30 protein-coding genes are annotated in these 23,715 nt (G+C 68.5%); 10 read left to right on the forward strand and 20 right to left on the reverse strand.

Going from position 1 to position 23,715, the window contains the following annotated elements; genetic code table 11:
- Positions 1-65: 65 nt before the first annotated feature.
- Complete coding sequence (locus DMH03_RS06290; RefSeq protein ID WP_125791568.1) at positions 66-692, reverse strand: type VII secretion system-associated protein; 627 nt, start codon at positions 690-692, stop codon at positions 66-68.
- Between the two features lie 53 nt (positions 693-745).
- Between DMH03_RS06290 and DMH03_RS06295 the strand changes: the two genes are divergently transcribed.
- Positions 746-1,126 carry a sterol carrier family protein gene (locus tag DMH03_RS06295; RefSeq protein ID WP_034312575.1) on the forward strand — a complete coding sequence of 127 codons (381 nt, stop codon included), beginning with the start codon at positions 746-748 and terminating at the stop codon, positions 1,124-1,126.
- A gap of 81 nt (positions 1,127-1,207) precedes the next feature.
- On the opposite strand, the gene DMH03_RS06300 is transcribed toward DMH03_RS06295, so the two are convergent.
- Positions 1,208-2,005 (reverse strand): SAM-dependent methyltransferase, encoded by a 798-nt coding sequence (locus tag DMH03_RS06300; protein WP_199748685.1) that lies wholly within the window; start codon positions 2,003-2,005, stop codon positions 1,208-1,210.
- A gap of 202 nt (positions 2,006-2,207) precedes the next feature.
- Here DMH03_RS06300 and DMH03_RS06305 point away from each other — a divergent pair, with 202 nt between their 5' ends.
- The 6 genes from DMH03_RS06305 (at position 2,208) to arfB (ending at position 7,313) form a co-directional block, all read left to right on the forward strand.
- Positions 2,208-3,086, forward strand: a complete 879-nt coding sequence (locus DMH03_RS06305; RefSeq protein ID WP_125790998.1) for a helix-turn-helix transcriptional regulator — start codon at positions 2,208-2,210, stop codon at positions 3,084-3,086.
- 285 nt (positions 3,087-3,371) lie between these two features.
- Positions 3,372-3,611: a DUF397 domain-containing protein gene (locus DMH03_RS06310; RefSeq protein WP_005152616.1), complete on the forward strand. Its 240-nt coding sequence runs from the start codon at positions 3,372-3,374 to the stop codon at positions 3,609-3,611.
- The gene (locus tag DMH03_RS06315; protein WP_125790999.1) at positions 3,595-3,996 is read left to right on the forward strand and encodes a hypothetical protein; all 402 of its coding nucleotides are present in this window, start codon (positions 3,595-3,597) and stop codon (positions 3,994-3,996) included. Before DMH03_RS06310 ends, DMH03_RS06315 begins: the two co-directional genes overlap by 17 nt.
- A 205-nt stretch (positions 3,997-4,201) precedes the next feature.
- Entirely contained in the window at positions 4,202-5,740 is a 1,539-nt protein-coding gene (purF, locus tag DMH03_RS06320; RefSeq protein WP_125791000.1) for an amidophosphoribosyltransferase, read from the forward strand.
- A gap of 37 nt (positions 5,741-5,777) precedes the next feature.
- The gene (gene purM / locus DMH03_RS06325) at positions 5,778-6,848 is read left to right on the forward strand and encodes a phosphoribosylformylglycinamidine cyclo-ligase (RefSeq protein WP_125791001.1); all 1,071 of its coding nucleotides are present in this window, start codon (positions 5,778-5,780) and stop codon (positions 6,846-6,848) included.
- Positions 6,849-6,893: 45 nt separating this feature from the next.
- On the forward strand, positions 6,894-7,313 hold the full coding sequence (arfB, locus tag DMH03_RS06330) for an alternative ribosome rescue aminoacyl-tRNA hydrolase ArfB (protein WP_125791569.1): 420 nt from the start codon (positions 6,894-6,896) through the stop codon (positions 7,311-7,313).
- Here the strand turns inward: arfB and DMH03_RS06335 are convergent.
- From DMH03_RS06335 to DMH03_RS06355, 5 genes are all read right to left on the reverse strand, one after another.
- Positions 7,302-8,060 (reverse strand): GNAT family N-acetyltransferase, encoded by a 759-nt coding sequence (locus DMH03_RS06335; RefSeq protein ID WP_125791002.1) that lies wholly within the window; start codon positions 8,058-8,060, stop codon positions 7,302-7,304. The two genes, arfB and DMH03_RS06335, sit on opposite strands and share 12 nt — an antisense overlap.
- 193 nt (positions 8,061-8,253) lie before the next feature.
- Positions 8,254-8,907 carry a VanZ family protein gene (locus DMH03_RS06340; protein ID WP_125791003.1) on the reverse strand — a complete coding sequence of 218 codons (654 nt, stop codon included), beginning with the start codon at positions 8,905-8,907 and terminating at the stop codon, positions 8,254-8,256.
- A gap of 200 nt (positions 8,908-9,107) precedes the next feature.
- The gene (locus DMH03_RS06345) at positions 9,108-10,007 is read right to left on the reverse strand and encodes a Gfo/Idh/MocA family protein (protein ID WP_125791004.1); all 900 of its coding nucleotides are present in this window, start codon (positions 10,005-10,007) and stop codon (positions 9,108-9,110) included.
- Between the two features lie 100 nt (positions 10,008-10,107).
- Positions 10,108-10,968, reverse strand: coding sequence for a 3-hydroxybutyryl-CoA dehydrogenase (locus tag DMH03_RS06350; protein WP_125784883.1), 861 nt, complete (start codon positions 10,966-10,968; stop codon positions 10,108-10,110).
- Between the two features lie 87 nt (positions 10,969-11,055).
- On the reverse strand, positions 11,056-11,241 hold the full coding sequence (locus DMH03_RS06355) for a DUF3073 domain-containing protein (protein WP_125784884.1): 186 nt from the start codon (positions 11,239-11,241) through the stop codon (positions 11,056-11,058).
- Between the two features lie 207 nt (positions 11,242-11,448).
- On the opposite strand from DMH03_RS06355, the gene DMH03_RS06360 reads away from it, so the two are divergent.
- Positions 11,449-12,348, forward strand: coding sequence for a hypothetical protein (locus DMH03_RS06360; protein WP_125791005.1), 900 nt, complete (start codon positions 11,449-11,451; stop codon positions 12,346-12,348).
- On the opposite strand, the gene DMH03_RS06365 is transcribed toward DMH03_RS06360, so the two are convergent.
- The 3 genes from DMH03_RS06365 to DMH03_RS06375 all read right to left on the reverse strand — a co-directional run bounded on the left by DMH03_RS06365 (position 12,345) and on the right by DMH03_RS06375 (position 15,595).
- Positions 12,345-13,292: an asparaginase gene (locus DMH03_RS06365; RefSeq protein WP_125791006.1), complete on the reverse strand. Its 948-nt coding sequence runs from the start codon at positions 13,290-13,292 to the stop codon at positions 12,345-12,347. The genes DMH03_RS06360 and DMH03_RS06365 overlap by 4 nt on opposite strands.
- On the reverse strand, positions 13,289-13,855 hold the full coding sequence (locus DMH03_RS06370) for an aerial mycelium formation protein (RefSeq protein ID WP_125791007.1): 567 nt from the start codon (positions 13,853-13,855) through the stop codon (positions 13,289-13,291). The genes DMH03_RS06365 and DMH03_RS06370 overlap by 4 nt, the downstream gene beginning before the upstream one ends.
- A gap of 612 nt (positions 13,856-14,467) precedes the next feature.
- Entirely contained in the window at positions 14,468-15,595 is a 1,128-nt protein-coding gene (locus DMH03_RS06375) for a folate-binding protein YgfZ (RefSeq protein WP_125791008.1), read from the reverse strand.
- A gap of 30 nt (positions 15,596-15,625) precedes the next feature.
- Here DMH03_RS06375 and DMH03_RS06380 point away from each other — a divergent pair, with 30 nt between their 5' ends.
- A complete protein-coding gene (locus tag DMH03_RS06380) occupies positions 15,626-16,480 on the forward strand; it encodes an aminodeoxychorismate lyase (protein WP_125784889.1) in 855 nt (284 codons plus the stop codon).
- Here the strand turns inward: DMH03_RS06380 and DMH03_RS06385 are convergent.
- From DMH03_RS06385 to DMH03_RS06430, 10 genes are all read right to left on the reverse strand, one after another.
- A complete protein-coding gene (locus DMH03_RS06385; protein ID WP_125791009.1) occupies positions 16,473-16,904 on the reverse strand; it encodes a TFIIB-type zinc ribbon-containing protein in 432 nt (143 codons plus the stop codon). The genes DMH03_RS06380 and DMH03_RS06385 overlap by 8 nt on opposite strands.
- Positions 16,904-17,317, reverse strand: a complete 414-nt coding sequence (locus tag DMH03_RS06390) for a hypothetical protein (protein ID WP_125791010.1) — start codon at positions 17,315-17,317, stop codon at positions 16,904-16,906. Before DMH03_RS06390 ends, DMH03_RS06385 begins: the two co-directional genes overlap by 1 nt.
- On the reverse strand, positions 17,305-18,177 hold the full coding sequence (locus tag DMH03_RS06395; RefSeq protein WP_125791011.1) for a biotin-dependent carboxyltransferase family protein: 873 nt from the start codon (positions 18,175-18,177) through the stop codon (positions 17,305-17,307). The genes DMH03_RS06390 and DMH03_RS06395 overlap by 13 nt, the downstream gene beginning before the upstream one ends.
- Positions 18,174-18,785, reverse strand: coding sequence for a 5-oxoprolinase subunit PxpB (gene pxpB / locus DMH03_RS06400; protein ID WP_125791012.1), 612 nt, complete (start codon positions 18,783-18,785; stop codon positions 18,174-18,176). The genes DMH03_RS06395 and pxpB overlap by 4 nt, the downstream gene beginning before the upstream one ends.
- 10 nt (positions 18,786-18,795) lie before the next feature.
- Positions 18,796-19,419 (reverse strand): FABP family protein, encoded by a 624-nt coding sequence (locus tag DMH03_RS06405; RefSeq protein WP_125791013.1) that lies wholly within the window; start codon positions 19,417-19,419, stop codon positions 18,796-18,798.
- A 227-nt stretch (positions 19,420-19,646) separates the two neighbouring features.
- Positions 19,647-19,958 carry a DUF1416 domain-containing protein gene (locus DMH03_RS06410; protein WP_199748687.1) on the reverse strand — a complete coding sequence of 104 codons (312 nt, stop codon included), beginning with the start codon at positions 19,956-19,958 and terminating at the stop codon, positions 19,647-19,649.
- A complete protein-coding gene (locus DMH03_RS06415; RefSeq protein WP_125791015.1) occupies positions 19,958-20,794 on the reverse strand; it encodes a sulfurtransferase in 837 nt (278 codons plus the stop codon). Before DMH03_RS06415 ends, DMH03_RS06410 begins: the two co-directional genes overlap by 1 nt.
- Before the next feature lie 21 nt (positions 20,795-20,815).
- A complete protein-coding gene (locus DMH03_RS06420) occupies positions 20,816-21,250 on the reverse strand; it encodes a DUF4395 domain-containing protein (RefSeq protein ID WP_125791016.1) in 435 nt (144 codons plus the stop codon).
- 228 nt (positions 21,251-21,478) lie between these two features.
- Positions 21,479-21,898 (reverse strand): thioredoxin family protein, encoded by a 420-nt coding sequence (locus DMH03_RS06425; RefSeq protein ID WP_125791017.1) that lies wholly within the window; start codon positions 21,896-21,898, stop codon positions 21,479-21,481.
- Positions 21,899-21,905: 7 nt separating this feature from the next.
- Positions 21,906-22,799, reverse strand: a complete 894-nt coding sequence (locus DMH03_RS06430) for a DUF2993 domain-containing protein (RefSeq protein ID WP_125791018.1) — start codon at positions 22,797-22,799, stop codon at positions 21,906-21,908.
- Between the two features lie 143 nt (positions 22,800-22,942).
- On the opposite strand from DMH03_RS06430, the gene DMH03_RS06435 reads away from it, so the two are divergent.
- Positions 22,943-23,698, forward strand: a complete 756-nt coding sequence (locus tag DMH03_RS06435) for a response regulator transcription factor (RefSeq protein WP_125791019.1) — start codon at positions 22,943-22,945, stop codon at positions 23,696-23,698.
- Positions 23,699-23,715: the final 17 nt, after the last annotated feature.

Raw genomic sequence — 23,715 nt, forward strand, 5'->3', positions numbered from 1 at the left:
TCGAACATCACCCGAAAGAGTGGCCTGCAGGCCGAAAAAATTGGGCCGAGTGGGTTAATCGGACCTCAACGACGCTCGTCCAGAAGGGCTTTGTCGAGGTGCTCCGAGGGGATGATCGCGGTGAGCCGGTCGTGGGGATTGATCGTCACGGGGTGCCCGGCGAGCAGCGGGACCATGTCCCGGCCCAGCACCGCGCGGGCATGCGGCCATTCGCGCGGGACCAGCGCCTTCGCCGTGTACGCCGGCACGAGCACCTTGCCGTCGGTGTTGTGGAAGCCGATCACCGTGCGCTGCACCGGGGAAAGCGCGTAGACGAACAGCGTCGAGTCGAGGATGACCCGGGGCAGATCCGCGGCCGGGCGGTGGTTCGTGCGCACCAGCTGAAGCAACTGCTCGAGTTCGTTGCGCGGCTCCGGGAAGCCGAGCGCCTTCGGCGAGGGGCGGTAGCGGTCGTTGGGGTGGAAGTCCTCGACGATCTCGCCCGCGCCGTTCACCGGGTACGCGCCGACGACCGCCCAGGACGGCACCGGGCCGTCGGGATCGAAGGCCTCGTCGATGACATAAAGCCAGCTGTTCGGGTTGGCCCTGGCGTTGGCGCGCATCTCTTCGGTGATCTTCGGCTTGGCCTGTTTCCGCTTGCCCGCCGGGCTCGACGCCAACCGATCCGCCTCGTCCCGCTGCGCCATCGCCATCCCCACGTTCCGGGTGCCTGAAGGTTTGTTCGCGCTCACTCTACTGTTCTCCCATGGCCTCTTCGCGTTCGGTCGACCCCGCTGAGTTACGTGCCGCGATCGCGGCGATTTCCCCTTGGTTGAGCGGATCCGGTCCGGAACCGGCCCGTCCGGAGCTGGCCGCGGCGGTGCGGCTGAGCCTGCGGACGCTGGCCGGGGACGCCCCGGGGAAGAGTGTCGAAGTGCGGGTGCCGCCGTTCGCGGCTGTGCAGTGTGTCGAAGGATTGCGCCATACGCGCGGGACGCCGCCGAACGTCGTCGAAACGGATCCGCGCACGTGGCTGGAACTGGCGACCGGGCTGCTCGGCTGGGCCGACGCCGTCGAATCGGGGCGGGTCACCGCCTCCGGGAGCAGGGCCGATCTGGCCCGCTGGCTGCCGCTGGTGCGCCTCTGAACCCGCTCCGGCATGCGAGGAACGGTCCGTTCCTTGCGAAATTTGCAAGGAACGGACCGTTCATAGCAGCTGGGGGCGGGCTTAAGCCTTCCGGCCGATGCCGCCCGAGATCGTCCGCTGAGCCGTGTTCAGCTCCTTGATCCGCGGGCCGTCCGGCCACCAGTCGGCGCACAGCTGGACGCCCGGCTCGACCATCTCGAGGTCGTGGAACAGCTCCTCGATCTCGGCCTTCGTGCGGAAGGTGCCGGACCCCATCGGGCTGTGGATGAAGAACTCCTCCATCTTGCGCGCGATCTCGGACAGTTCGTCCTGCGGGTCGGAGAAGTGCGAGATCGCCACGTACGAACCCGACGGCAGCGCGTCGATGTACTTCTTCATGATCTTGGCCGGTTCGTCGTGCGGCCCGTTGTAGTGGTGCAGGGTCCCGAGCTGCAGCAACGCGATCGGCCGCGTGAAGTCGATGTGCCGCCGGATGTCCGGGTTGTCGACGATCCGCTCCGGCTCGAAGATGTCGTCCGACACGAAGTGCGTGTTCTCGTTCTCTTCGAGCAGCGCGCGCCCGTGTGCGAGGACGACCGGGTCGTTGTCGACGTAGACGACCTTGATCTCCGGGTTGATCCGCTGCACGACCTGGTGCGTGTTCTCGGCGGTCGGGAGGCCGGATCCGAGGTCGAGGAACTGCGTGATGCCCGTCTGGCTGGCGAGGAACCGGCACGCGCGGATGAGGAAGCCGCGGTTCTCGGTCGCCAGGTCCTGCGCCTCGGGGGCCGCCTGCTGGACCTTGCGCAGCACCTCCCGGTCGATCTCGTAGTTGTCCTTGCCGAGCAGGAAGGCGTCGTACACCCGGGCGATGCTTGCCCGCGTCGGGTCGACACCCACAGGCACTCGTTCCGTCCGGGGCGGGGCGTCGGGCATCTTGAACCTCACAAAACTGTGTCGGAAGTCTCGGGCTCTACGTAGAGTAGAACCACGTACGCGACCGGTAAACCGAGCCGTCCCTGTCGTGTCGAGGTCCAAACGTGTACTTTCAGTAATCGGCTTGTTCCCCTGTGAGTGTCGTCTTACGAAAGGTCCCCGGTCGATGAACGCGGTCACCCCGCCTGGCGGTGAGCAGTCCCTGGGTCCCACCGCGCGGCGGATGATCCTCGGCTCTCAGCTCCGGCGGATGCGTGAGGACGCGGGCATCACGCGCCAGGAGGCCGGCTACAGCATCCGGGGTTCCGAATCGAAGATCAGCCGTCTCGAACTGGGCCGCGTCGGCTTCAAGGAACGCGACGTCGCCGATCTGCTGACCATGTACGGGATGACCGATCCCGGTGAGCGGCAGCAGTTCCTCGACATGGTCAAGGAGTCGAACGAGCCGGGTTGGTGGCGCCGCTACGGCGACCTGATGCCGAGCTGGTTCAACGACCTCGTCGGGCTCGAAGAGGCGGCGGCTCGCATCCAGGTGTGGGAGCCGCTGTACGTCACGGGTCTGCTGCAGACCGAGGACTACGCGCGGGCGATCATGAGTCACGGCCGCAAGGACATGGTCAACGAGCAGATCGACCGCCGGGTCGCGCTGCGGATGCGGCGGCAGAAGATGCTGTCCCGGCCGGACGCGCCGCGGTTGTGGCTGGTGCTCGACGAGTCGGTGCTCTACCGCCCGATCGGCGACCGCGAGGTGCTGAAGGCGCAGATCGACCACCTGCTGGAGATGATCCAGCAGCCGAACATCTCGGTGCAGGTCCTCCCGTACGACCGGAGCGGCTACTCCGCCGACAGCGCGTTCTCGCTGCTCAGGTTCGCCGAAGAGGAATTGCCGAACATCGCCTACACCGAGTACCTGACCGGCGCGCACTACATCGACAAGCGCGACGAGATCGAGCGGTACAGCCGGGCGCTGGACATGCTCGCGGTCGACGCGGAGACGCCGGACCGCAGCCGCCAGATGTTGATGAAGCGCCGCGCCGAAATCTGAGCCACTCACCGTTGTGGTGTTCTCCCGCCGTCGCGGTGACGACCGGGGTTTCCTTGCCTGCACCCGAAAGTTCGACCACAAACGGTAGTTGTTCACCCATCGGGGGCTGCGGTCGTCACGCTTTAGTGGGACGGCCGAGGACTTAAGTCATCACCGCATGCGAATTCTGCAAAAACTTCTGCACGTGCATTTACCGCTGCAGTCACACGTGCTAACTTTGGGATCACAGGCAAATGCACATGCAGATGCATCGCCCGAAGTCTTCTGTCGGGGAAGGTGGGGACAATGGCTGAACAGTTCGACAACGGCATCCCGGCCGATCGTCTTACCGGTGCCCAGTGGCGCAAAGCCAGCTACAGCAACGCCATCGGCAACTGTGTCGAGGTGGCACCGCTCGCGTCCGGCGAGATCGCGATGCGCAATTCGCGCTTCCCGACCGGTCCGGCCCTGATCTACACCCAGGCTGAGATGGCCGCGTTCCTCGCGGGCGCCAAGGACGGCGAATTCGATGACGTTCTCGGGTGACACCATCACCGCGGAAATCACCGACATCGAAAGCGGCCTGCAGGAACTGATCCACCGCGGGTACCAGTTCGTGCACCCGTGCGACGCGAACGGCGAGGTCATGGCCGTGGTCGGCGTGCGAGTCCACGACAACGTGGTCGACGTGGTCCGGCTCAACGCCGAGGACGACGTCGTCGCGACCCGCATGCCCGGTACCGAGGAGGACATCCTCGAGCCCGCGGTCTGGCTGTGGCGGTCCGCCGGCGACGCGGCGACGGTGCTGACGGCACTGCTCGCGCTCCCGGACGAGCGGACTCCCGGCGCGCTGTTCCTTCCGGAGACCGCGGCCAAGGGCTGCTGGGTCCCCGGCCGCGGCGGCACGTCCAAATGGCTCGCCGCGGGCTGAACCAACTCCCTATGCACAGTCGACCGCCTCTGTCGAGGGGGAGCGGTCGGCTGGTCGGGGGTCGTGAGTGCCGGGCCTTGACACCCGCTCGTCACTCACGGTCATCACTCGAAGCGTGTCCAGTGCCACGTCGCGCGGCGCGTTGATCTCCGGCTCACCGTTTAGACTGGTGGTGGCCTGCCCTCTTCTCCCTGGGAGCACCTCGGTGGTTTCCGACCCGTCCGTCGCCGGACAGCCCGTGACCGACCAGCCCGATCCGGAACCCCGCGAGGAATGCGGCGTCTTCGGTGTCTGGGCGCCCGGAGAAGAGGTCGCGAAGCTGACCTACTACGGGCTCTACGCACTTCAGCACCGCGGCCAGGAGGCGGCCGGCATCTCGGTCTCCGACGGTTCGCAGATCGTCGTCTTCAAGGATCTCGGCCTGGTCAGCCAGGTGTTCGACGAGCAGGTCCTGCAGTCGCTGCAAGGACATATCGCCGTCGGCCACTGCCGCTACTCGACCACCGGCGCGACCATCTGGGAGAACGCGCAGCCGATCTTCCGCACCACCGCCACCGGCAGCGGCCTGTCCTTCGCGCACAACGGGAACCTGGTCAACACCGCCGAACTGCGGGATCGCACGGTCGAAGCCGGGCTCAAACCGCACGCGGGCCTGACCGGTTCGTCCAGCGACTCCGACCTGGTGTGCGGGCTGCTCGCGGCCAACGCCGCCGACAAGGGCATCGAAGCCGCCGCGCTGGAACTGCTGCCCACCCTCAAGGGCGCCTTCTGCCTGGTCTTCGCCGACGAGTCCACCTTGTACGCCGCGCGTGACCCGCACGGCGTGCACCCGCTGGTGCTCGGCAGGCTCGAACGCGGCTGGGTGGTCGCGAGCGAGACGGCCGCACTCGACATCTGCGGTGCTTCGTTCGTGCGTGAGGTCGAGCCGGGTGAGCTCATCGCGATCAACGCGGAGGGCCTGCGTTCCTCTCGGTTCGCGAACCCCGAGCCCAAGGGCTGTGTCTTCGAGTACGTCTACCTGGCGCGCCCCGACACCTCGATCGCCGGCCGCAGCGTGCACGCCACCCGCGTCGAGATCGGCCGCAAACTCGCCGTCGAGCATCCGGCCGACGCCGACCTGGTCATGCCGGTGCCCGAATCCGGCACCCCGGCCGCCATCGGCTACGCGCAGGGCTCCGGCATTCCCTACGGCACCGGCCTGGTGAAGAACGCCTACGTCGGCCGCACCTTCATCCAGCCGTCGCAGACCATCCGCCAGCTCGGCATCCGGTTGAAGCTGAACCCGCTGCGCGACGTCATCCGCGGCAAGCGGCTCGTCGTGGTCGACGACTCCATCGTCCGCGGCAACACCCAGCGCGCGCTGGTCCGCATGCTGCGGGAGGCGGGCGCGCTCGAGGTGCACGTCCGCATCGCGTCGCCGCCCGTCCGCTGGCCGTGTTTCTACGGGATCGACTTCGCCTCGCGCGCCGAACTGGTGGCCAACGGCGTCGACCTCGACGGCATCCGCCGCTCCATCGGTGCGGACACCTTGGGTTACATCTCCCTGGACGGGCTGGTCGCGGCTTCGGAGCAGCCGAAGTCGCGGTTGTGCACCGCGTGCTTCTCCGGCGAGTACCCGATCGCGCTCCCCGAAGACGCGCTGATCGGGAAGCACCTGCTGGAGAGCCTGGACTCGGTCAATGGCGCGGCGAAGCCCGTCAGCCCCGCCGGGTACGGTGCTGAAGACGCCATCCGGCGTCCCTAGCCCGATTTCCTTTCTTCCAGAGTTGGAGTCCGCTTCCGTGAGCGAGTCCACGAGCGCCACGTACGCCGCCGCCGGCGTCAGCATCGACGCCGGTGACAAAGCCGTCGAGTTGCTCAAACCGCACGCCGAGAGGGCCACGCGGCCCGAGGTGATGGGCGGGGTCGGCGGTTTCGCCGGACTGTTCTCCCTGAAGCTGGACAAGTGGAAAGAGCCGGTGCTCGCCTCGTCGACAGACGGGGTCGGCACCAAGATCGCCGTCGCGCAGGCGCTCGACAAGCACGACACGGTCGGCATCGACCTGGTCGCGATGGTCGTCGACGATCTGGTCGTCACCGGCGCCGAGCCGCTGTTCATGCAGGACTACATCGCCGTCGGCAAGGTCGTGCCGGAGAAGATCGCGGCACTGGTCGGCGGCATCGCCGAAGGCTGTGTCCAGGCGGGCTGCGCGCTGCTCGGCGGCGAGACCGCGGAGCACCCCGGCCTGATGGGCGAGCACGACTACGACCTTTCGGGCACCGGCATCGGCGTCGTCGAAAAGTCGAACTTGCTCGGCCCGGAGCGGGTCCGCCCCGGTGACGTCGTCCTCGCGCTCGGCTCGTCCGGCCTGCACTCCAACGGCTACTCGCTCGCCCGGCACGTGCTGCTGGAAATCGCGCGCATGCCGCTCGACGGGCACGTCGAGGAGTTCGGCCGCTCGCTGGGCGAGGAAATGCTGGAGCCGACCAGGATCTACGCGAAGGACTGCCTCGCGCTGGCGGCCGAGGCCGACGTCCGCACGTTCGCGCACATCACCGGCGGCGGCCTGGAGCAGAACCTCGCCCGTGTCATGCCGCGCGGCCTGGTCGCGCGGCTCGAACGCGGCACCTGGACCCCGGCGCCGGTGTTCGCGCTGATCGGCCACCGCGGCAAGGTCGAGCGCGCCGAACTGGAGAAGACGTTCAACATGGGCGTCGGCATGGTCGCGATCGCCGGCGCCGACGACGTCGACCGGGCGCTGGCGATGCTGACCGCGCGGCACGTGCCGGCGTGGATCCTCGGCGACGTGCAGCCCGCGGAAGATCCGGACGGCCCCCGCGCCGTGCTTTCCGGTGACCACCCGCGCTTCTGAATATTCTCTTGGCGCTGGTGGAACACTGGGTCCGTGGCTGATGACATGGTGGTCGGCACCCGGTTCGTGATCCCGGGTGCCGAATTGAGCGAACGGTTCTCCCGGTCTTCGGGTCCGGGTGGGCAGGGCGTGAACACCACGGACTCGCGGGTCGAACTGTCCTTCGACGTGGCCGGTTCGGCTTCGATCCCGGACCATCTCCGGGCCCGGATGCTGGACCGGCTTTCGTCGCGCCTTGTCGACGGCGTCGTCACGATCACCGCGTCCGAACACCGCTCCCAGCTGATGAACCGGGAAGCCGCGCGCGCCCGGCTGATGATGCTGCTGCTGGACGCGTCGGCGCCGCCGGCCGCCAAGCGGCGTCCCACCAAACCTTCCCGAGGTTCGAAGGAACGCCGCCTGGCGTCGAAGAAACGCCGCGGCGAGGTCAAGAAGTCACGCCGCGGTGGCTACTCAGACGACTGACAGATGCACGCACTCGGCCGCGGTCTTGAAACCGACCCGGCCGTAGACGCGTTCCGCCTGCCCGGCGCCCGGCGTCAGGAACACCGACCGGCCGCCGCGCGCGTGAGCTTCACGCGTCAGGTACTCCGTCATCGCCGCCGCGATACCGCGGCTCCGGTACTCCTCGAGCACCCCGATCCCGGCGACCTCCGTCGCGCCGTCGAGGATCTCGGTCGCGACCCCGCCGCCGACGACCTCGCCGGACTCGGTCACGGCCATCACCGAGAGGGTGTCGCCGCTCAGCTGATCCGGCGTCGGCTCGACGTGCTCGCCGGGGTCGGGCTCGCCGAACGCCACGTTCTGTACCCGGATCATCCGCCGGAGTTCGGCCGGTGTCTTCGGGGTGACTAGCGTGATCCCGGTGGGAACCGGCTGTTCGACGACCTGCCCCGGAGTGCAGATCATCAGCGGAACCCGCCGCTCCAGCGTGTAACCGCACTCGAGGAGCACGGCCTCGGCAGCCGGAACCGCTTCGGTGAGGAACTCCAGACGCGGCACGAGCCCGCGCTCGCGGAACGCCTCGGTGAGCGCGGCGACGTCGTCCGCGGTGGGGACGTCGCCGTCGTCAGGGATCGCGTAGTTGAGGAACATGTGGTCGTTCCCGGCCGTGAAGGTCGCCAGGAACGGCCCGATCCGCTCGGTCTCCCGGAACTTCGCCGCGGTGAGGCGAATGTAGGACTGCAAAGCACGAATCGTCTCGGAAAGCACTGGTGGAAAGCCTTTCGGGCAGAAGAAAGAGACGCACGGGAGGACCCGCGTGCGTGGTGGAGCTGGCGTATGCGCCGGCTAGCTCGTGCCGACGCCACCGAAGGCGTCAGGCATGAGGCATCCCTCTTTCTTGAAAAGACACTGCTCGGTACGTAGGGCTTTCGTGATCACTCTCGCACGACGGTCAAACCGTTTATCTCCGCTGCGGATGCGCGATGCTCGAATACCGCTCGTCCCACACCGATCTCGGGACCCGCAGCCGGACGGGGGCGTCACAGACCCGCCGCACCTGCACCGGGATCTTCACCGGCGGCCGGACGTCCAGGCGGTGCCACAGCCGTCTGCTCACCGCGGCACCCGCCACCGCGCCCAGCGTGTTCAGCAGGATGTCGTCGATGGAGGTCACCCGGCCGGCCTGGATCAGATACTGCGTGCCCTCCACCAGCACCGACACGGCCAGCGCGCCCAGCGCGATCCGGAACAGTGAACGCAAGCGGCGGGAGCGCACCGGAAGCAGCGCGCCGAGCGGGCTCAGCATGAGGACGTTGCCCAGCGCCTGCCAGAGGTTGGCGCTGTCACTCAGGACGAGACGCAGGTCGGTGCCGGGTTCGAGGCTGAGCCTGCTGGCCTGCGCGCCGGCCACCGGCATCGTGACCAGGCACAACACCAGGAAACAGCCCAGCGCGAGCGTCATGTCGACGGCGGCCGTCGCCGACGCGCAGAAGCGGTCGGCTTGTCTTCGCCGTCGTCGATGCGCCGCGAGCAGCGGCCAGCCGAGTAACGCGTACGGGATCGCGGTGATCGTCAACGGGATCATCGCGCCGAAAGCACGGAGCAGCTCTCCCATGGCCTTCCTTTCCGGAGCGCCCAAGATCACCTTCGCATCACAAGATCAACTCGGCATGGCGGAGTGACCGCACTAAGAGGTGATCTTTTTCGCGCTGGACCGTCCACAAAGGAGGCCTGTGGACAACCTGTGGACAGATCTGGAAGTAACCGGAAGAAGGTGTTATCGCACAAGGAAAAGCCTTGTGAGTGACCTGTGTACTACTTGCCGTGTCCGGCGAGCCGCCGCGCGTGTTCGAGCAGTTTCTGGAGGTGCAGACCACGACGCACGTCACACGGGTGCGAGGTCGTCCCGCTCGCGGCCATGGCGGCGAAATCGTCCAGGAGCGCGGTGTACGACTCGCCTGCGGCGCCCGGCTTGCGGCCCAAAGTGCGGTAACCGTGCTCGCCGTAAACGGCCACTTCGACGACCGTCGGCTGGATCGGCAACCGCAGCGACAAGGTCGCCGTACTGGTCGCGCCACCCTCGTGGGCTAACAGCAATTGCCACAGATCGTCATCGGTCCGATGCGCGGCGAGCACGTCGGTGATCTCACCGAGCGCCGCGTCCAGTAGATCGAGGGCGTGCGGACCGATGTCGGCGAGCGCGCCGGAGTCATGCCGCCACGCGGACGACTGATACTGACCGCCGAGCAGTGCACCCGAAAGCCATCGCGCGCCACCGCCCCGCCAGCCGCCGGCTTCCTTGATGCCGTCGAGCCACTCGCGGGTCATCGGCGAAAAACGCAAAATCAAGACCACGAGGGCGGCCACACCCGCGGCCTCCACCGCGTCCGCGAGCCGTCGCGCGCCGTCGAGATCCGCGGCGATCGGCTTCTCCAGGATCAGATGCTTTCCGGCCTCGGCCGCCTTGACCGCCAGCTCCGCCTGCACGGCGGGCGGAACCGCGAAGGCGACCGCGTCCACCTGGTCGAGCAGCTCGTCGAAACTGTCGACAGCCTGCGCGCCGTGTGCTTCGGCCAGCTCCTTCGCGGCTTCAGGACGCCTGGCCCAGACCGCGCGCAACGTCACCCCGGGGTGATCGGCGAGGCCCGGCGCGTGCACCGTCTTCGCCCACGGACCGGCACCGACCAGACCCACGCGCAGCTGTCCCTGTCCCACGCCTCCGAGTCTAGGGCCCTGGCGTTTAGTCCTCTGAATGCGGTAGTTGCGCGTGCAAGAACCGCATCCAGAGGACTAAACGCGTAGGAAGACGGGTCGATCAGGAGTAGCTGTAGAAGCCGCGGCCGGTCTTCTTGCCGAGCAGGCCGGCGTCGACCATGCGCAGCAGCAGCGGCGGCGACGAGTACAGCGGCTCCTTGAACTCGGCGTACATCGAGTCCGCGATCGCCTTGATGGTGTCCAGGCCGATCAGGTCCGAAAGCCGCAGCGGGCCCATCGGGTGCGCGGTGCCCAGCTCCATACCGCGGTCGATGTCCTCCGCCGACGCGAAGCCCGACTCGATCATCCGGATCGCCGAAAGCAGATACGGCACGAGCAGCGAGTTCACGATGAACCCGGCGCGGTCCTGCGACCGGATCACCGTCTTGCTCAACGCCGTGGTCGCGTGCTCCTCCGCGCGGCGGGCGGTGTCGTCGCTGGTCAGCAGCGAGGGCACCAGCTCGACGAGCGGCAGCACCGGGACCGGGTTGAAGAAGTGGATGCCGACCACCTGCTGCGGGCGGCCGGTGGCCATCCCGAGCTTCATGATCGGGATCGACGAGGTGTTGGACGCGAACACCGCGTCCTCACGCTCGACGATCTTGTCCAGCGACCGGAACACCTCGACCTTGGCCTGCTCCTGTTCCAGGATGGCCTCGATGACGAGGTCGCGGTCGGCGAACTCGCCGATCTCGGTGGTGAAGCGGAGCCGTCCGAGCGCCGCGTCGGCGTCTTCCTGCGAGAGCTTCCCGTTCTTGACCCCGCGTTGCAGCGACTTCTCGATCCGCGCTCGCCCGGAGTCCAGCGCCGGCTGGTTCACCTCGGTGACGATCACGTCCAGACCGGCCCGTGCGTGCACCTCGGCGATGCCGGAGCCCATGAGCCCGGCTCCGATGACACCTACTCGTTCTACGTCGGACATGGCACCTCCTCGTTTTTGGGCAGCACGCGACACGCGAGGGCGGTTACCCGGGCAAACCCGGATCCACCCTCGCGTGTCACGCGTTGCTCAGCGGCGGTAGTCGTCGTACCCGTCGTACGGGTCGTCGTCAAACCGCTTGTCGTCCTCGTGCCTGTCTTCCGAGGAACTACTGGACAGCTCGCGCTGCAAAGCATCGAAGTCGGTTTCGTGCGAGCTGTACTTGAGCTCGCGCGCCACCTTCGTCTGCTTGGCCTTAGCCCGGCCGCGCCCCATGGCTCGACCCCCTCGCACAGGGGCGGGGCGGCCGGGGGAATCGGCGGCCCCGCATCGTCTCGACAATTATTTCCTGCTGACACCGTACCGTGTCCGGGGGGTTGGATGCGACGTGGCACGGTGTGCCGGTGGCGACAGTGTTCACCGGACGCCGGTTACCGGCCGGTCGGTGGCGATAGTCGCAGGTCGGCGTGCCACGATGCTCGTGTGCCCCGTCCGTTCGCGGCTTACCTCCGCGTCTATGAGCCCCTGCTCGCGCTGGGGGATCCACCGGACGAACGCCTGCTCGAGGCCGTCGAAGCGGCCCGGCTCGATCGTTCGGCCGCGGGCGAGCGCGAGCAGACACTGTGGCTCAAGTCACAACACGTCGGACGGTTGCTGCCCGCCGAACTCGCGGACGGCAGGCCCGCGCCCAGTCTCATCACCGATGTCCTCGTCATGGACCCCGAAGACGTACCCGAGGGTGAGCACGGCGACGCGGGTCCGGGCCCGCTGATCTGCCCGATGGAGATCCGCGCCCGCTCGGCCGCGGCGTTGGTGACCTTCCTCGGCGACGCGCATCCGGCGCTGAAGAACGCGGTGCTCGACGCGGGCGGCGCGTCGCTCGACACGATCCGCTCGCGGGCGAAGTCCGCCATCGGCGACTTGTCCGCTTCGGCCTCGCACACGCTCTCGACGACGTGGACCGTCCCGCTTCCGTGGTTCGTGCTGTTCGATCCCGGGATGCGCCGGGTCAAACTGGGCAAGGGCCGCGACGACCCCGAGCGCGAAGTGTCGTGGCGGGTGTCCATGGCCGACGCGCGGCATCGTGCTCGCGAGGTCGGAGACCTGCTCGAAGCGACCTTCGGTGACTCAGGACCCGGCCGGGTGCTGCTCGAAACGCGACGCTGGCTCGACAGCTTCCACCCCGGTTCCGCGGTCGAACTCGACTACGGCGGTCTCGTGCAGCTCTTCGGAGACGCGATCCTGCAGGCAGACACGACCGCCGAAGAAGTGCACGACATCCTCGACGCGCTTCGCACCGGCAACGTCGACGAGCTGGCGGAACTGTTCGCCGACCTGCGGGACTTCTGGGGTGACCTGGCCGCGCGGGAACGCGCGAACTAGCCGAAGAGGCCGGTGACGACCCTCAGTTCGCCGACCGGTTTCCCGCCACCCAGGACCGCGTTGCGCGCGAGGTCGCCGGCTTCGTCGCCCGGGTCGATGCCGAGGTGACGCAGGGTCGCGAGCAGCAGCGGGATCCGGGCGCGGGCGGCGCCGTCGTCGATCTTCAGCGCCAGCGCCGTGCCGTCCGGGAGAGCGAACGCGTGCACTCCCTCGGCGCCGCCCTTCGAAAGCAGGCCCTCGACGCTCCGCATGAGCACGGTGTCTTCGCGGCCGGTGCCCGCGACGTGCCACGGATGCGCGCGGACTGCGTCGGCGACGCGGCGGTCCGGCCCGCCCATCGCGGTGACCAGCCTGCCGAAGGACCGGGCGAGGCCGGTGAGGGAGAACGCGAACAGCGGGGCGCCGCAGCCGTCGACGCCGACCGTTTCGATCGTCTCGCTGGTGAGGTCGGCGACCGTGGCTTGGACGACCTTCTGCAGCGGATGGGTCGCGGCCGCGTAATCCTTGGTCGGCCAGCCGAGCTGCGCGCAGGTCATGAGCATCGCGGCGTGTTTGCCGGAGCAGTTCATGGCGGCGCGGCGTTTCCCGGCCGGGGCCGCGGCCAGCATGCTCGGCTCGTGCAGCGGGAAGGCGGGCGGGCAGGCCAGCGCGTCCTCGGTCAGCCCCGCGAGGGAGAGCATCGACAAGGCGCCCTCGACGTGGCCGGGCTCGCCGTTGTGCGATCCGCAGCCCAGCGCGAGCTCTTCGTCGCCGATCGTGAGGCCGGCGCGGAGCATCCCGACGGCTTGCAGGGGTTTGTTGGACGAGCGCGGGTACACCGGCCGCTCGATGTCGCCCGCGGCGAACCGCACCGACCCGTCCGGGGCGGTGATCACGAGCGCGCCGCGGTGCGTGCTCTCCACGAACCCGGACCGGACGACCTCGACCAGGACGGGATTCGTCACTCGGGCCCGCCGCGTTCGGTGTCGAGCAGGTCGTCGACCGATGCCGTGCCCTTGCGGTAACGGGTCGCGATCTCGGCGTTGATCGTGTCCATCACGCCCTGCACCTCGCGGCGGTACGAAGAGACCGAGACCTCTTCGTCGGCGTACCGGTTGAGGGCGTTGATCAGCTTCTCGTCCGACAGCGTGCTGACGTCGGAAAGATCCGTGTCGCCGATGAGCGCCTCGGCGAACCGCCGATGCTCGCCGGCACGCGACGGCTCCAGCCGCTGATGCCTGCCCGAGCCCGTGGCCGGGCCGATCGCGTTGTCCGCCAGGATCGCGGCAAGCCGCTCGACGACACTGCTCTCGTCACCGCCCGAAGTCCGGCGCTTCTGCTCGGCCCGCACGATGTCGATCCGCGCGTGCAGCAGACGCCGCAGGTACGACAGGTCGGTCTCCTCCTGCGCGGCCTCGTCACGGCGCTCGCGCAGCACGGAAAGGGTCAGCTCGCCGAGGTCGCTGAGATACCCAGGGCCGAGCACGCGGTCGATACGACGGCGACCACCGGGCCGGACTTCGATCACCCGCGTAGCTTATCGCGCTCCAGCGGAAATGTTCCGCAGGGAGCGATACCACAAGGATCTCTGTCCCTCACGACACCCTCCGGCGCCACGCTGCTCTTTCGGTTCCTTCCAGAGCGCGCCCCCCACCCGTCCCGGGGGCGGCCCCTGGTCCAGTCTACCGGGGGTGGGGGCGGAAAAGTGCTGGTCGGCGAGGTTGTCCACAGGTGGATGGGGTTGTGGACAACTTGTGGATGACTGTGGTGGGCGGGAGTACATGAAGGCCCCCTTTGTTGCGTCTAGCGCAATGAAGGGGGCCTTCATGTACTTGGACGCGAGCGAAGGGCGAGTTTCCAGCGCTCAGCCGAGGGAAGGGGTCCTTCACGCGCAGCCCATGTGACGGATGGGGCTGCTGTGACTAGTGAGGCGAGAGTGACGCACCGCAGGTCCGTGAAGGCCTCCTTGAGGGACCCAGAGTCCCTCAAGGAGGCCTTCACGGACCACGCCGCGAGAGTCGCAAGGTAGTGAACGGCCCCTTCCCTACCCTCAAGGTAGGGAAGGAGGCCTTCACGGAACGGAACGGGAACGCGACCGGCAAGCCCGCGTAGCAACGTAAGCCCGCAGAAGCCCCTCAGCTCAACCCCGCAGTCGCTGAGCCGCTTCCCGTCCGGGAGCCGGCGCTTCGCCAGGCACGGAGTCCGGGTCGATGGCCGCCTGCACGACGCGGTCCTCGGCGCCGACCAGCAGTTCCGCGCCCGGCTTCGTCGAGCGTTTGACCAGCGCCAGCGCGATCGGGCCCAGTTCGTGGTGCTGCACCACGCTGCCGACGCGGCCGACCGTCCGCTCGCCCAGCAGCACCGGGTCGCCGGTTTCCGGCGTGATCTCCGGCGAACCGTCCAGGTGCAGCAGCGCCATGTACCGCGGCGGCCGCCCGACGTTGTGGACCTTCGCGACGGTCTCCTGTCCGCGGTAGCAGCCCTTCGCCACGTGCGCGGCGGAGTCGACCCAGTTCACCTCGTGCGGGATCGTGCGGTCGTCGGTGTCGAGGCCCAGCCGCGGCCGCAGCGATTCGACCCGCAGCGCGTCGAACGCCCAGCTGCCCGCGGGGCGCGCGCCCGCGTCGGTCAGGCGGCGCCACCAGTCGGCGAGTTCGGCGCGGGGCACGGCGAGGTCGACGCTGTGCCGTCCGGGCCACGGCATCCGTCGCGCGAAACCGCCGGGGATCGGCACGACCGAGTACGGGTCCGAGCTCAGGGAAACATCCACGGCGGCCAGCACACGGTCCGCCTCGGGCCCGAGGACGGTCAGCAGCGCCAGCTCGTCCGAGACATCGCGGATGTCCACTTTGGACCAGAACTTCATCGCTTCGAGGTAGTCACGCAGGGTCTGCTTGCCGCCGGACGGCAGCGCGCTGGTGGCCACCGCGCCCCGGTCGCTGTCCAGCCACACCGTTCCGTCCGCGTGCGCGACGACCATGTGGGTGTCGACGCGGCCATGGGTGTCCAGGACGAGCGCCTCGGTGCCGGTGCCTTCGGCGAGTCCGGTGACGTGCTGCGAGATCACCAAATGCAGCCAGGACAACCGTTCTTCCCCGGTCACGGCCAGGATCTCGCGATGCGAACGGTCGATCACGACCGCGCCGCGCGCGGCCGTCCGCTGCTCGGCGAAGGGGTCTCCCCAATGCCACGGGACACCCTCTTCAGGATGCCCGTCGGGAGCCGCGATCGGTCCGGGAAGGTCGAGCAGGGGGGAGCGGTAGGGCATGAAACCCATGCTAGTGAGTACCGTGTCCCCATGCGCGTGCTTGCCTTTCTCGACGGGACCCTGGCCGACCCCGAAGCCGCTCACCTGCGGGTAGACGACCTCGGGCTGCTTCGCGGTGACGGCGTGTTCGAGACGATCCTCGTCGTCGACGGGCGCCCTCGTGAGCTCCGCCCGCATCTCGAGCGGCTGGCCCGTTCCGCGGCCATGCTCGACCTGCCGGAGCCGGACCTCGCGGACTGGGAGCGCGCCGCGCAGACCGTCATCGACAACTGGTCCGGCCCCGCCGAAATCGCGCTGAAACTGGTGTACACCAGGGGAATCGACGGTGATCCGGAGGCGAAGCCGTTCGGGTTCGCGCTCGGTGTCGAGATCGACGAGAAGGTCCAGCGGGCCCGTGTCGAAGGCGTCGCGGCGATCACTCTCGAGCGCGGTATCGAGCCCGATCTCGCCGAGCGCGCGCCGTGGCTGCTGCTGGGCGCGAAGTCGATTTCGTACGGCGTCAACATGGCCGCGCTGCGGGAGGCGGGCCGCCGCGGCGCGAGCGATGTGATTTTCACCGCCGCCGACGGTTCGGTCTTCGAGGGGCCGACGTCGACGGTCGTCCTCGCGAAGGAGAGGACGATCTACACGCCGCCGGCGACCATCGGCATCCTGCCCGGCACGACGCAGGCGGCGCTGTTCCGCGGTGCCGAGCGGGCGGGCTGGTCGGTCAAGGTCGAGCCGCTCAAGGTCTCGGACCTCATCGAGGGCGAGGGGCTGTTCCTCGCCTCGTCGGTCCGCAAGCTGACCAGGGTGCACACGCTCGACGGCGTCGCGCTCACCGACTCCAGCGCGATCCACGCCGAACTGGCCGCCGCGTACGAGAGCGAGTACGCGATCAGCTGAGCGTCGTCCGAAGCTTGGCGATGGTGTGAAGGACCTCGGCCCGGTGCTTCGCCATCGTCATCCACGAGGGCAGTCGCGCGACCAAGGTCAGGCCGGGGCGATCCCCGAGTCCGCGTTCTCGCAGCGTCGCCGCGACGAACCGTTCGATCAGGTCCAGGTGGCTGACGTGGAACGCCCAGAGGGTGTGCCCGCCACAGCAGTCGGCTCGCAGCCACAGAGGTTCGCGAAAGAACGGGTCGATCGGACGGTTCCACACCCGGTGGTCCGGGCGGGGAGGAACACGCACCAGAGCGCAGCCGGCGCAGGTCAGCCGGTCGGGTGTGACCGAGGCACGGTGCGAGCAGCGCGGGCAGACGACCAGGATCGGCTCGTCCGCGAGATCGTCGAGCCGGGTCTGGGGATCGCGGAACCGTGGGGTGTCCATCAACCCAGCGGGCTGATGATCAGCAGGTGCGGCAGGATCGCTTCTTCGCGGTAGGCCGCGATCTTGTGGTGCCCGTCGAGGATCACCGCCGCGTCGGCGGTCTCCAGTACGACCGCGACCGGCCGGTGCCCGCTCTTGATCGCCGTCCGGTAGTAGCCGACCCGGGACACGTCGGCGGGCGGCCAGTCGGCGCTCGGGGTCAGGTAGCGGTCCTCGGCGAGCCGTTCGGGGCCGGTGACCTGATATTCGCCGTCGGCGAAGAGATCGAGAAGCGGGCGGAGTGTGTCGCCGAGCGGGCGTCGCATCTGGCCGGTGGCCAGCGCGATCCGCAGCGACTGCGGGAGTTCGGGTTGGACGGGGACCGAAGTTGTGGCGATGACACCTGTGCCACCGTCGACCTTTACCTGTTCCACACCTTCGTGGACGAGTGAAAGCGGAGAAGGGTTCCGGGTCGGGCCTGCGCGAGTGCCGGGAGTGACGCCTGTCTCACCACGGCCGCCACCGGGTAACCACCGGTAGTTGGATGATCCGCCAAGAACACGACCGGCAACCCGTTCGGCGGCACCTGGACAGCGCCGGTCAACAGGCCTTCGCTCGGCAGTTCCCGCTCCGCGTATTCGTCCCCGCGAGCCAAGGCGGGCCCGTCGAGCCGGAGCCCGACGCGGTTGGATTCCGCCGTCACCGTCCAGGTCTTCGCGAGCCCGGCCGCCAGGTTTTCGAACCAATGCGCCCGCGGCCCCGGGTCGACCAGTACGGCGACCTCCGCCGGAGCTATCGTGGGCAAGACGACGTCGGCGCCTCCGGTCACGGACGGTGCGCCGAGAGGGAGGACGTCGCCCGCCTTCAGCGGCGCGGGCCCGATCTCCGAAAGGACGTCCCGCGAGCGGCTGCCGAGTTCCGCCTCGACCGTGATTCCGCCGGAAACCGCCAGGTAGCACCGCAAACCGGTGGCGGGTGCGCCGATCGCCATGACCTGGCCCGCGGCCAGCCACACCGGTGCGTGCGAGCCGACGTCGCGTCCGTCGACCTCGACGGTGACGGCGGGGCCCGTCACCGCGATGGTGCAGGACGCCGACGCGCGCAGTCGCAGGCCGCCGAACAGGCACTCGACGCCCGCGGCGTCCTCGGCGTTGCCGACGAGCCGGTTGGCCAGTTTCAGCGCGGAGACGTCCAGCGCGCCGGACGGCGGGACACCGAGATGCGCGTAACCGGGCCTGCCGAGGTCCTGGATCAGCGCGAGCGGGCCGGTCTCGACCACTTCGAGCGCCCTCATCCCGCACTCCGGAACCGCACCCGGTCGCCGGGGGCCAGCAGCGCGGGCGGGTCGGCGCGCGGATCGAACAGGACGGTCCGGGTGTGGCCGATCAGCCGCCAGCCACCGGGCGAGACGCGCGGGTAGACGCCGGTGAACTCGCCCGCGATCCCGACCGAACCCGGCGGCACGCGAGTGCGCGGAGTCGACAGCCGGGGCTGCCGGAGCGGCTCGGGAAGTCCTGTCAGGTAACCGAATCCGGGCGCGAACCCGGTGAAGGCCACGGTGTAGACGGCGCCGGTGTGCAGCCGGACGACGTCCTCAGTGGACACTCCGGCGTCCCGTGCGACGAGTTCGAGATCCTCGCCGTCGTAGGTGACGTCGAGAGTGATCTCCCCGGCTTCGCCTTCGGGCGGATGTTCGAGATCGGCGTCCGCCAGCAGGTCACGAGCGGCCAAGAGGGCGCCGGAGCCCGGGGTTTCCACCACGAGCAGGCTGCGGGCGCCGGGGACGAGTTCGGCGATCCCCGGCGGGCGCGCGGCCGAAATCGCGGCGTGTGCCGCGATCGTCTGGGCAAGGGAATCGCAGTCGAGAAGGGCGGCGTGCTCGCCGTAGGCACGCCACCGCATGGAAAGAGGGTCAGCCCACCACGCGACGCAGCAGCGCCGACGTGTGCGGCTGGAGTTCCTGGCCCATCATGGCGCGCTCCTCGACATAGCCGAGTTCGCCGTTGACGATGCCGTAGAGCCGCTGCGACGCCGTGACGTCCTTGGCGCTCGACGAGCGGACGACCGCGTCGGTGCCCAGCTCCCAGGCCGGGACCGAAGCCTTGCCACGCGGCTTGCCGTAGAAGAGTTCCACGATGCCGGTGTTGTGGGTCAGCAGCAGTTCGATCGTGTCGTCCGCCTGCGGCCGCCAGAACCCGGATTCCCGCGCGGCCGGACGGATGACCTTGCCGTCCTCGTCGAGCAGCCAGGCACGCGCCTCGTGGATGAGGAACGGGCGGCCGTCGTGCGCGATGGTCAGCTGCATGCCGAACCGGTACGGGCCTTCGATGGTCGGGTAGTCGACCTCGCCCTCACCGCGCCAGACGCCGACGAGCGGCAGCAGCGCCAGGCAGGCGTCGTTGAGGTTCGCTCCTTCGCGCAGGTTCGCCGTGTCGCCCGGGATGGGCATGTCGTCGAACTGCGGAAGGTTCCGGTCGCGCGTGTTTTCCGCGCGCTTCTCCGCGGCCTGGATGGCCTCGTCGCCCTTGGCCGTCATCGGTCAGCGCTGGTCCGCGTAAAGCCGGTAGACGACGTACACGGCGAACCAGGTGATCGCGACGCCGGCGAGCACCAGCAGGGTCGTAAACAGGATCTCCACGCCACGCACTTTAGTCGCTACCTGCCCGGACAGGCCTGCCGAGGTCGCGTGGCCGTGCCCACACGCGCGTGAAGGCCCCCTTCCCTCGGCTCAGCCGAGGGAAGGGGGCCTTCACGCGCGAAACGTCAGGCGACAGAGATGGCGAGTTGGTGCACGCCCGGTCCCTGTGCGGTGACAGAGGCTTCGCCGTTGCCGGAGCGGTGCAGCGCGCGCACCGTCCAGTCGCCGGGGGCCGCGTAGAAGCGGAAGTCGCCGTCGGCCGACGAGACCACCTCGCCGGTGAAGTCGCCGCCGCCGTCCAGCAACCGCACGAAGGCGCCGCCGACGGGGCCCTCCGAACCGGTCACCTTGCCTGCCAGCACGACCTGGCCGCGGGTGTCGTAATCGGCGGGCGTGGCCTCCTGGACCGGTGCGCCGCAGCTGTCGTCTGCCGCCATCACTTAGCTCCCAACTCGACCGGCACGCCGACGAGCGAGCCGTATTCCGTCCATGAACCGTCGTAGTTCTTCACGGCGTCGTAGCCGAGGAGCTCGTGCAGCGCGAACCACGCGATGGACGAACGCTCACCGATCCGGCAGTACGCGATCGTGGACTTCGACTCGTCGAGGCCCTCGTCGGAGTACAGCTCCTTGATCTCTTCCTCGGTCTTGAAGGTGCCGTCCTCGTTGGCGACCTTCGCCCACGGGACGTTCAGCGCGCCCGGGATGTGGCCGGGGACCTGCGACTGCTCCTGCGGCAGGTGCGCCGGGGCGAGCAGCTTGCCGGAGAACTCGTCGGGCGAACGCACATCGACGAAGTTGCTGGCACCGATGGCCTGGACGACCTCGTCGCGGAACGCGCGGATCGAGAGGTCCTGCTCCTTGGCCTTGTACTCGGCCGGCTCGCGCTTGACGTCCTCGGAGTTCAGCTCGCGGCCGTCGAGCTCCCACTTCTTGCGGCCGCCGTCGAGCAGCTGCACGTTCTCGTGGCCGTAGAGCTTGAAGTACCAGTACGCGTACGCGGCGAACCAGTTGTTGTTGCCGCCGTAGAGGATCACGCGGTCGTCGTTCGAGATGCCCTTCTCGGACAGCAGCTTCTCGAAGCCCTCCTTGTCGACGAAGTCGCGGCGGACCCCGTCCTGCAGGTCCTTGCGCCAGTCGAACTTCACCGCACCGCGGATGTGTCCGTTGTCGTACGCGGTCGTGTCCTCGTCGACCTCGATGAACACGACACCCGGGGTGTCCAGGTTCTCTTCGGCCCACTGGGTGGTGACCAGGACGTCTTCACGGCTCATGGAGCTGACTCTCTTTCTGGGTTAGGACGCGCGAGGGCTGGGGCTGAAACGTTTGATGAGCAGGTACATCTCGCAACCGAGACAGAAGTCGAACGCCGCGTTGAGGAAGGCCGCGAGCAGCGCGAACGCCGTCGCGACGAAGCCGAGCGCGGTCAACCCGGTCGCGAAGCCGACGGTGCCGACGACGGCGAACACGAACCCGACGGCCTGCGCGAACCGCAGCGGGGCGGCGTCCTCGCGTTCGGCCGTCGGGCCGAGCCGCGGCGCGACCAGGTAGCGGTAGAGGACGGAGTACGGCGAGGGCTTGAGCCCGATGAAGGCCCCGATCGCGAACACCACCGCCTGCGCCGCGAGCAGTGGCCACCACTGGGTGATGAGCACGACCGCGAGCACGATCGTCGTCAGGATGGCGGCGAAACGCGGACCACGGGGGTCGACGGCCGGTCCTGCGGACATGGTTCCTCCTGCGAACGAGAGGGAAAGGTGCGTGCCGGAAGGGCACGCGCAGGCATCAGGGCGCGTTCAGCGAGCCGGACACAGGCTGCTGCGAACGCGGCACAGATCCACTGCGCGGCGCTGGGTCAGCAAGGTTCGGGGCAGCCTGTTCACGGGCACGAGGGTACGCAGAGCTCCCTCAGGTTGGGAACCGTGTTCACACCTTGGGACGCTTCCCAAAATTCGGGATCAGACGTTCGCCAGGTGGGGTTTCAGGGCTTCGAGAAGCTCCTGACCTCGGGGAACGCCGCCGACGCGAAAAACCTCCCGGCCGTCCGGCGTCAAGGCCAGCGTCGTCGGAGTCCGCAATATCGAAAGTGCTTGGGCGACTTCGGGGGTCTCGGTGACGTCCAGATCGACGTGCGTGAGGCCGTCGGTCTTGTCCGCGAGCGCCGACAGGATCACGCGGGTGTGGCGGCACGGCGCGCAGAACGTCGTCGAGATCTGGACCAGGGTGACGCCTTCGGGCGCGAGGGCGTCCGAGACGCGGCCGGGCAGTGCGGGCTCGCCTGTCTTCGCCGCGCGGACGCGGCCGTTGCGCGCCTGCAGCAGCGCGCCCGCCACGCCGCCGAGCACCAGTACGCCCAGCAGCACCCACACCCCGGTCATCCGCAAGTCACCCCTGAGGCTTCGCTCCGCTGAAGGCGACGTTCTTGCCTTCACCCTTGATGGTCACCGAGCCGCTGTTCACGCGTACCGACGTCGGGGTCACCGAGAACGGCATCGCGCCGGTGTCGATGGTCGCGTTGAAGTTCGGCAGCAGCGCGTCCTGTACCGCTTGGGGAACGACGGTGGTCTCCTTGTCATTCCCGAACTGCAGCCGCTTCGGCTCGATGCTGATCTTCTGGCCCTTGAGTTCGATCATCGCGAAGCAGAAGATCTCCACCTTCTGCCCGGCGATCTGCACGTTGCCCGACAGCCGGATGCCCGCGCTGGAGCTGTCGATCGGTTCGCCCTGCGCGTTGGTGGTCGGCGGCGTCGTCTCGCCCTGGCCGTTCTCGCCGTTGCGGACGTAGTCCTCGGTGACCGGCTCGATCTTGAGGTTCTCGATCTTGTCGAGCGGGGCCTGCTTCGCGATGTCGGAAGCCTTGACGGTCACTTCGCCCTTGAGCGTGCCGATGACGATCGACTTCGTGTTGCCGGAGGTCAGATCCGACAGCGGCGCCGTGACGTCACTCATGTCCGCGTTGAAATCCACGTCCCGCAGCTTCGGCGGGACGGCGACGCCCTGGGCGTTGATGGTGATGTGACTGTAGTCACCGGAAAGGGCCTGGGTCAGGAACGGGAAACCGTGCACCGTGACGGCCGGATCGTTGGCCAGCGCCAGCTGTTCGCGGGTCTTCTGGGAGATCGTGTGCTCGGCGAACGCCGCCGCCCCGAAATCGGCCCCGACCAGCAGCACCACCAGTACCGCGAGGGCGATGAGCCAGCCCCGTCCACGGCGCTTTCCTCGCTTGGCGGACCGGCCGGGGGACGGTCGGTCGTCATGCGCCACGGGCCTGCTCACCATTGCGTCGAATCTCCTTTGTAAAGCTCTTTGGCCAGGTGTGATCGATCCAGCACGGGGTAGGTCCTCGGCTGTTCACCCGCTATTCTCACTAAGCACCGGCTGTAGCCACGTTCGAGGCGACCACGACTGAAGGCGGTGCGGCGATGAGCCTGGACCTTCTGGTACTGACCCCGGAAGCAGATGCCACCACGGTGCTCCCCGCCCTGGATCTGCTGCCCCACACCGTACGCGTCCGTGCTCCGGAAGTGACCGCGCTGCTCGACGCGGGCCACCGCGACGTCATCGTCCTCGACGCCCGCAGCGATCTCGCCTCCGCGAAGAGCCTCTGCCGCCTGCTCAAGGGCGCCGGTGAGGACGAGACCTCCACGCCGGTCATCGCCGTCGTCGGCGAAGGCGGATTGGTCGCGGTCAGCGCGGAATGGCGCACCGACGACATCCTCCTTCCGACCGCTGGCCCCGCCGAGGTCGACGCGCGGCTGCGGCTGGTCACCACCCGCGACGGCGCTTCCGCGCAGGTCGACGCCGAGCTCCGGGTGGGCGAACTGGTCATCGACGAGGCGACGTACACCGCGAAGCTGCGCAAGCGCACCCTCGAGCTCACCTACAAGGAGTTCGAACTCCTCAAATACCTCGCGCAGCACGCCGGCCGGGTGTTCACCCGCGCCCAGCTGCTGCAGGAGGTCTGGGGCTACGACTTCTTCGGCGGCACGCGCACGGTCGACGTCCACGTCCGGCGCCTGCGCGCGAAGCTCGGGCCTGAGCACGAGCAGATGATCGGGACCGTGCGCAACGTCGGCTACAAGTTCGAGCGGCCCGCCAAGGGCACTGCTGCCGCGGCCAAGCAGGCCGTAGCCCCGGACGCGAGCGTCTACGAGCCGAGCGAGCTTTCCTCGCACTGAGTCCCCTCTCCTCCTGC

Origin of the sequence: Amycolatopsis sp. WAC 01376 (assembly GCF_003947415.1) — a bacterium.
GTDB lineage: Bacteria > Actinomycetota > Actinomycetes > Mycobacteriales > Pseudonocardiaceae > Amycolatopsis.

Bases quoted from the DNA above. Each gene is read 5' to 3' on its own strand.
- DMH03_RS06385 (WP_125791009.1), bottom strand. From the start codon at position 16,904: ATGGACACCCCACGGTTCCGCGATCCCCAGACCCGGCTCGACGATCTC.
- DMH03_RS06430 (WP_125791018.1), bottom strand. From the start codon at position 22,799: ATGGTGAGCAGGCCCGTGGCGCATGACGACCGACCGTCCCCCGGCCGG.
- DMH03_RS06290 (WP_125791568.1), bottom strand. From the start codon at position 692: ATGGCGATGGCGCAGCGGGACGAGGCGGATCGGTTGGCGTCGAGCCCG.
- DMH03_RS06295 (WP_034312575.1), top strand. From the start codon at position 746: ATGGCCTCTTCGCGTTCGGTCGACCCCGCTGAGTTACGTGCCGCGATC.
- DMH03_RS06375 (WP_125791008.1), bottom strand. From the start codon at position 15,595: ATGCCCTACCGCTCCCCCCTGCTCGACCTTCCCGGACCGATCGCGGCT.
- DMH03_RS06355 (WP_125784884.1), bottom strand. From the start codon at position 11,241: ATGGGGCGCGGCCGGGCTAAGGCCAAGCAGACGAAGGTGGCGCGCGAG.
- DMH03_RS06380 (WP_125784889.1), top strand. From the start codon at position 15,626: ATGCGCGTGCTTGCCTTTCTCGACGGGACCCTGGCCGACCCCGAAGCC.
- DMH03_RS06410 (WP_199748687.1), bottom strand. From the start codon at position 19,958: ATGGCGGCAGACGACAGCTGCGGCGCACCGGTCCAGGAGGCCACGCCC.
- DMH03_RS06395 (WP_125791011.1), bottom strand. From the start codon at position 18,177: ATGAGGGCGCTCGAAGTGGTCGAGACCGGCCCGCTCGCGCTGATCCAG.
- DMH03_RS06420 (WP_125791016.1), bottom strand. From the start codon at position 21,250: ATGTCCGCAGGACCGGCCGTCGACCCCCGTGGTCCGCGTTTCGCCGCC.
- DMH03_RS06310 (WP_005152616.1), top strand. From the start codon at position 3,372: ATGGCTGAACAGTTCGACAACGGCATCCCGGCCGATCGTCTTACCGGT.
- pxpB (WP_125791012.1), bottom strand. From the start codon at position 18,785: ATGCGGTGGCGTGCCTACGGCGAGCACGCCGCCCTTCTCGACTGCGAT.
- DMH03_RS06315 (WP_125790999.1), top strand. From the start codon at position 3,595: ATGACGTTCTCGGGTGACACCATCACCGCGGAAATCACCGACATCGAA.
- DMH03_RS06415 (WP_125791015.1), bottom strand. From the start codon at position 20,794: ATGAGCCGTGAAGACGTCCTGGTCACCACCCAGTGGGCCGAAGAGAAC.
- DMH03_RS06340 (WP_125791003.1), bottom strand. From the start codon at position 8,907: ATGGGAGAGCTGCTCCGTGCTTTCGGCGCGATGATCCCGTTGACGATC.
- DMH03_RS06305 (WP_125790998.1), top strand. From the start codon at position 2,208: ATGAACGCGGTCACCCCGCCTGGCGGTGAGCAGTCCCTGGGTCCCACC.
- DMH03_RS06350 (WP_125784883.1), bottom strand. From the start codon at position 10,968: ATGTCCGACGTAGAACGAGTAGGTGTCATCGGAGCCGGGCTCATGGGC.
- DMH03_RS06435 (WP_125791019.1), top strand. From the start codon at position 22,943: ATGAGCCTGGACCTTCTGGTACTGACCCCGGAAGCAGATGCCACCACG.
- arfB (WP_125791569.1), top strand. From the start codon at position 6,894: ATGGTGGTCGGCACCCGGTTCGTGATCCCGGGTGCCGAATTGAGCGAA.
- DMH03_RS06425 (WP_125791017.1), bottom strand. From the start codon at position 21,898: ATGACCGGGGTGTGGGTGCTGCTGGGCGTACTGGTGCTCGGCGGCGTG.
- DMH03_RS06405 (WP_125791013.1), bottom strand. From the start codon at position 19,419: ATGACGGCCAAGGGCGACGAGGCCATCCAGGCCGCGGAGAAGCGCGCG.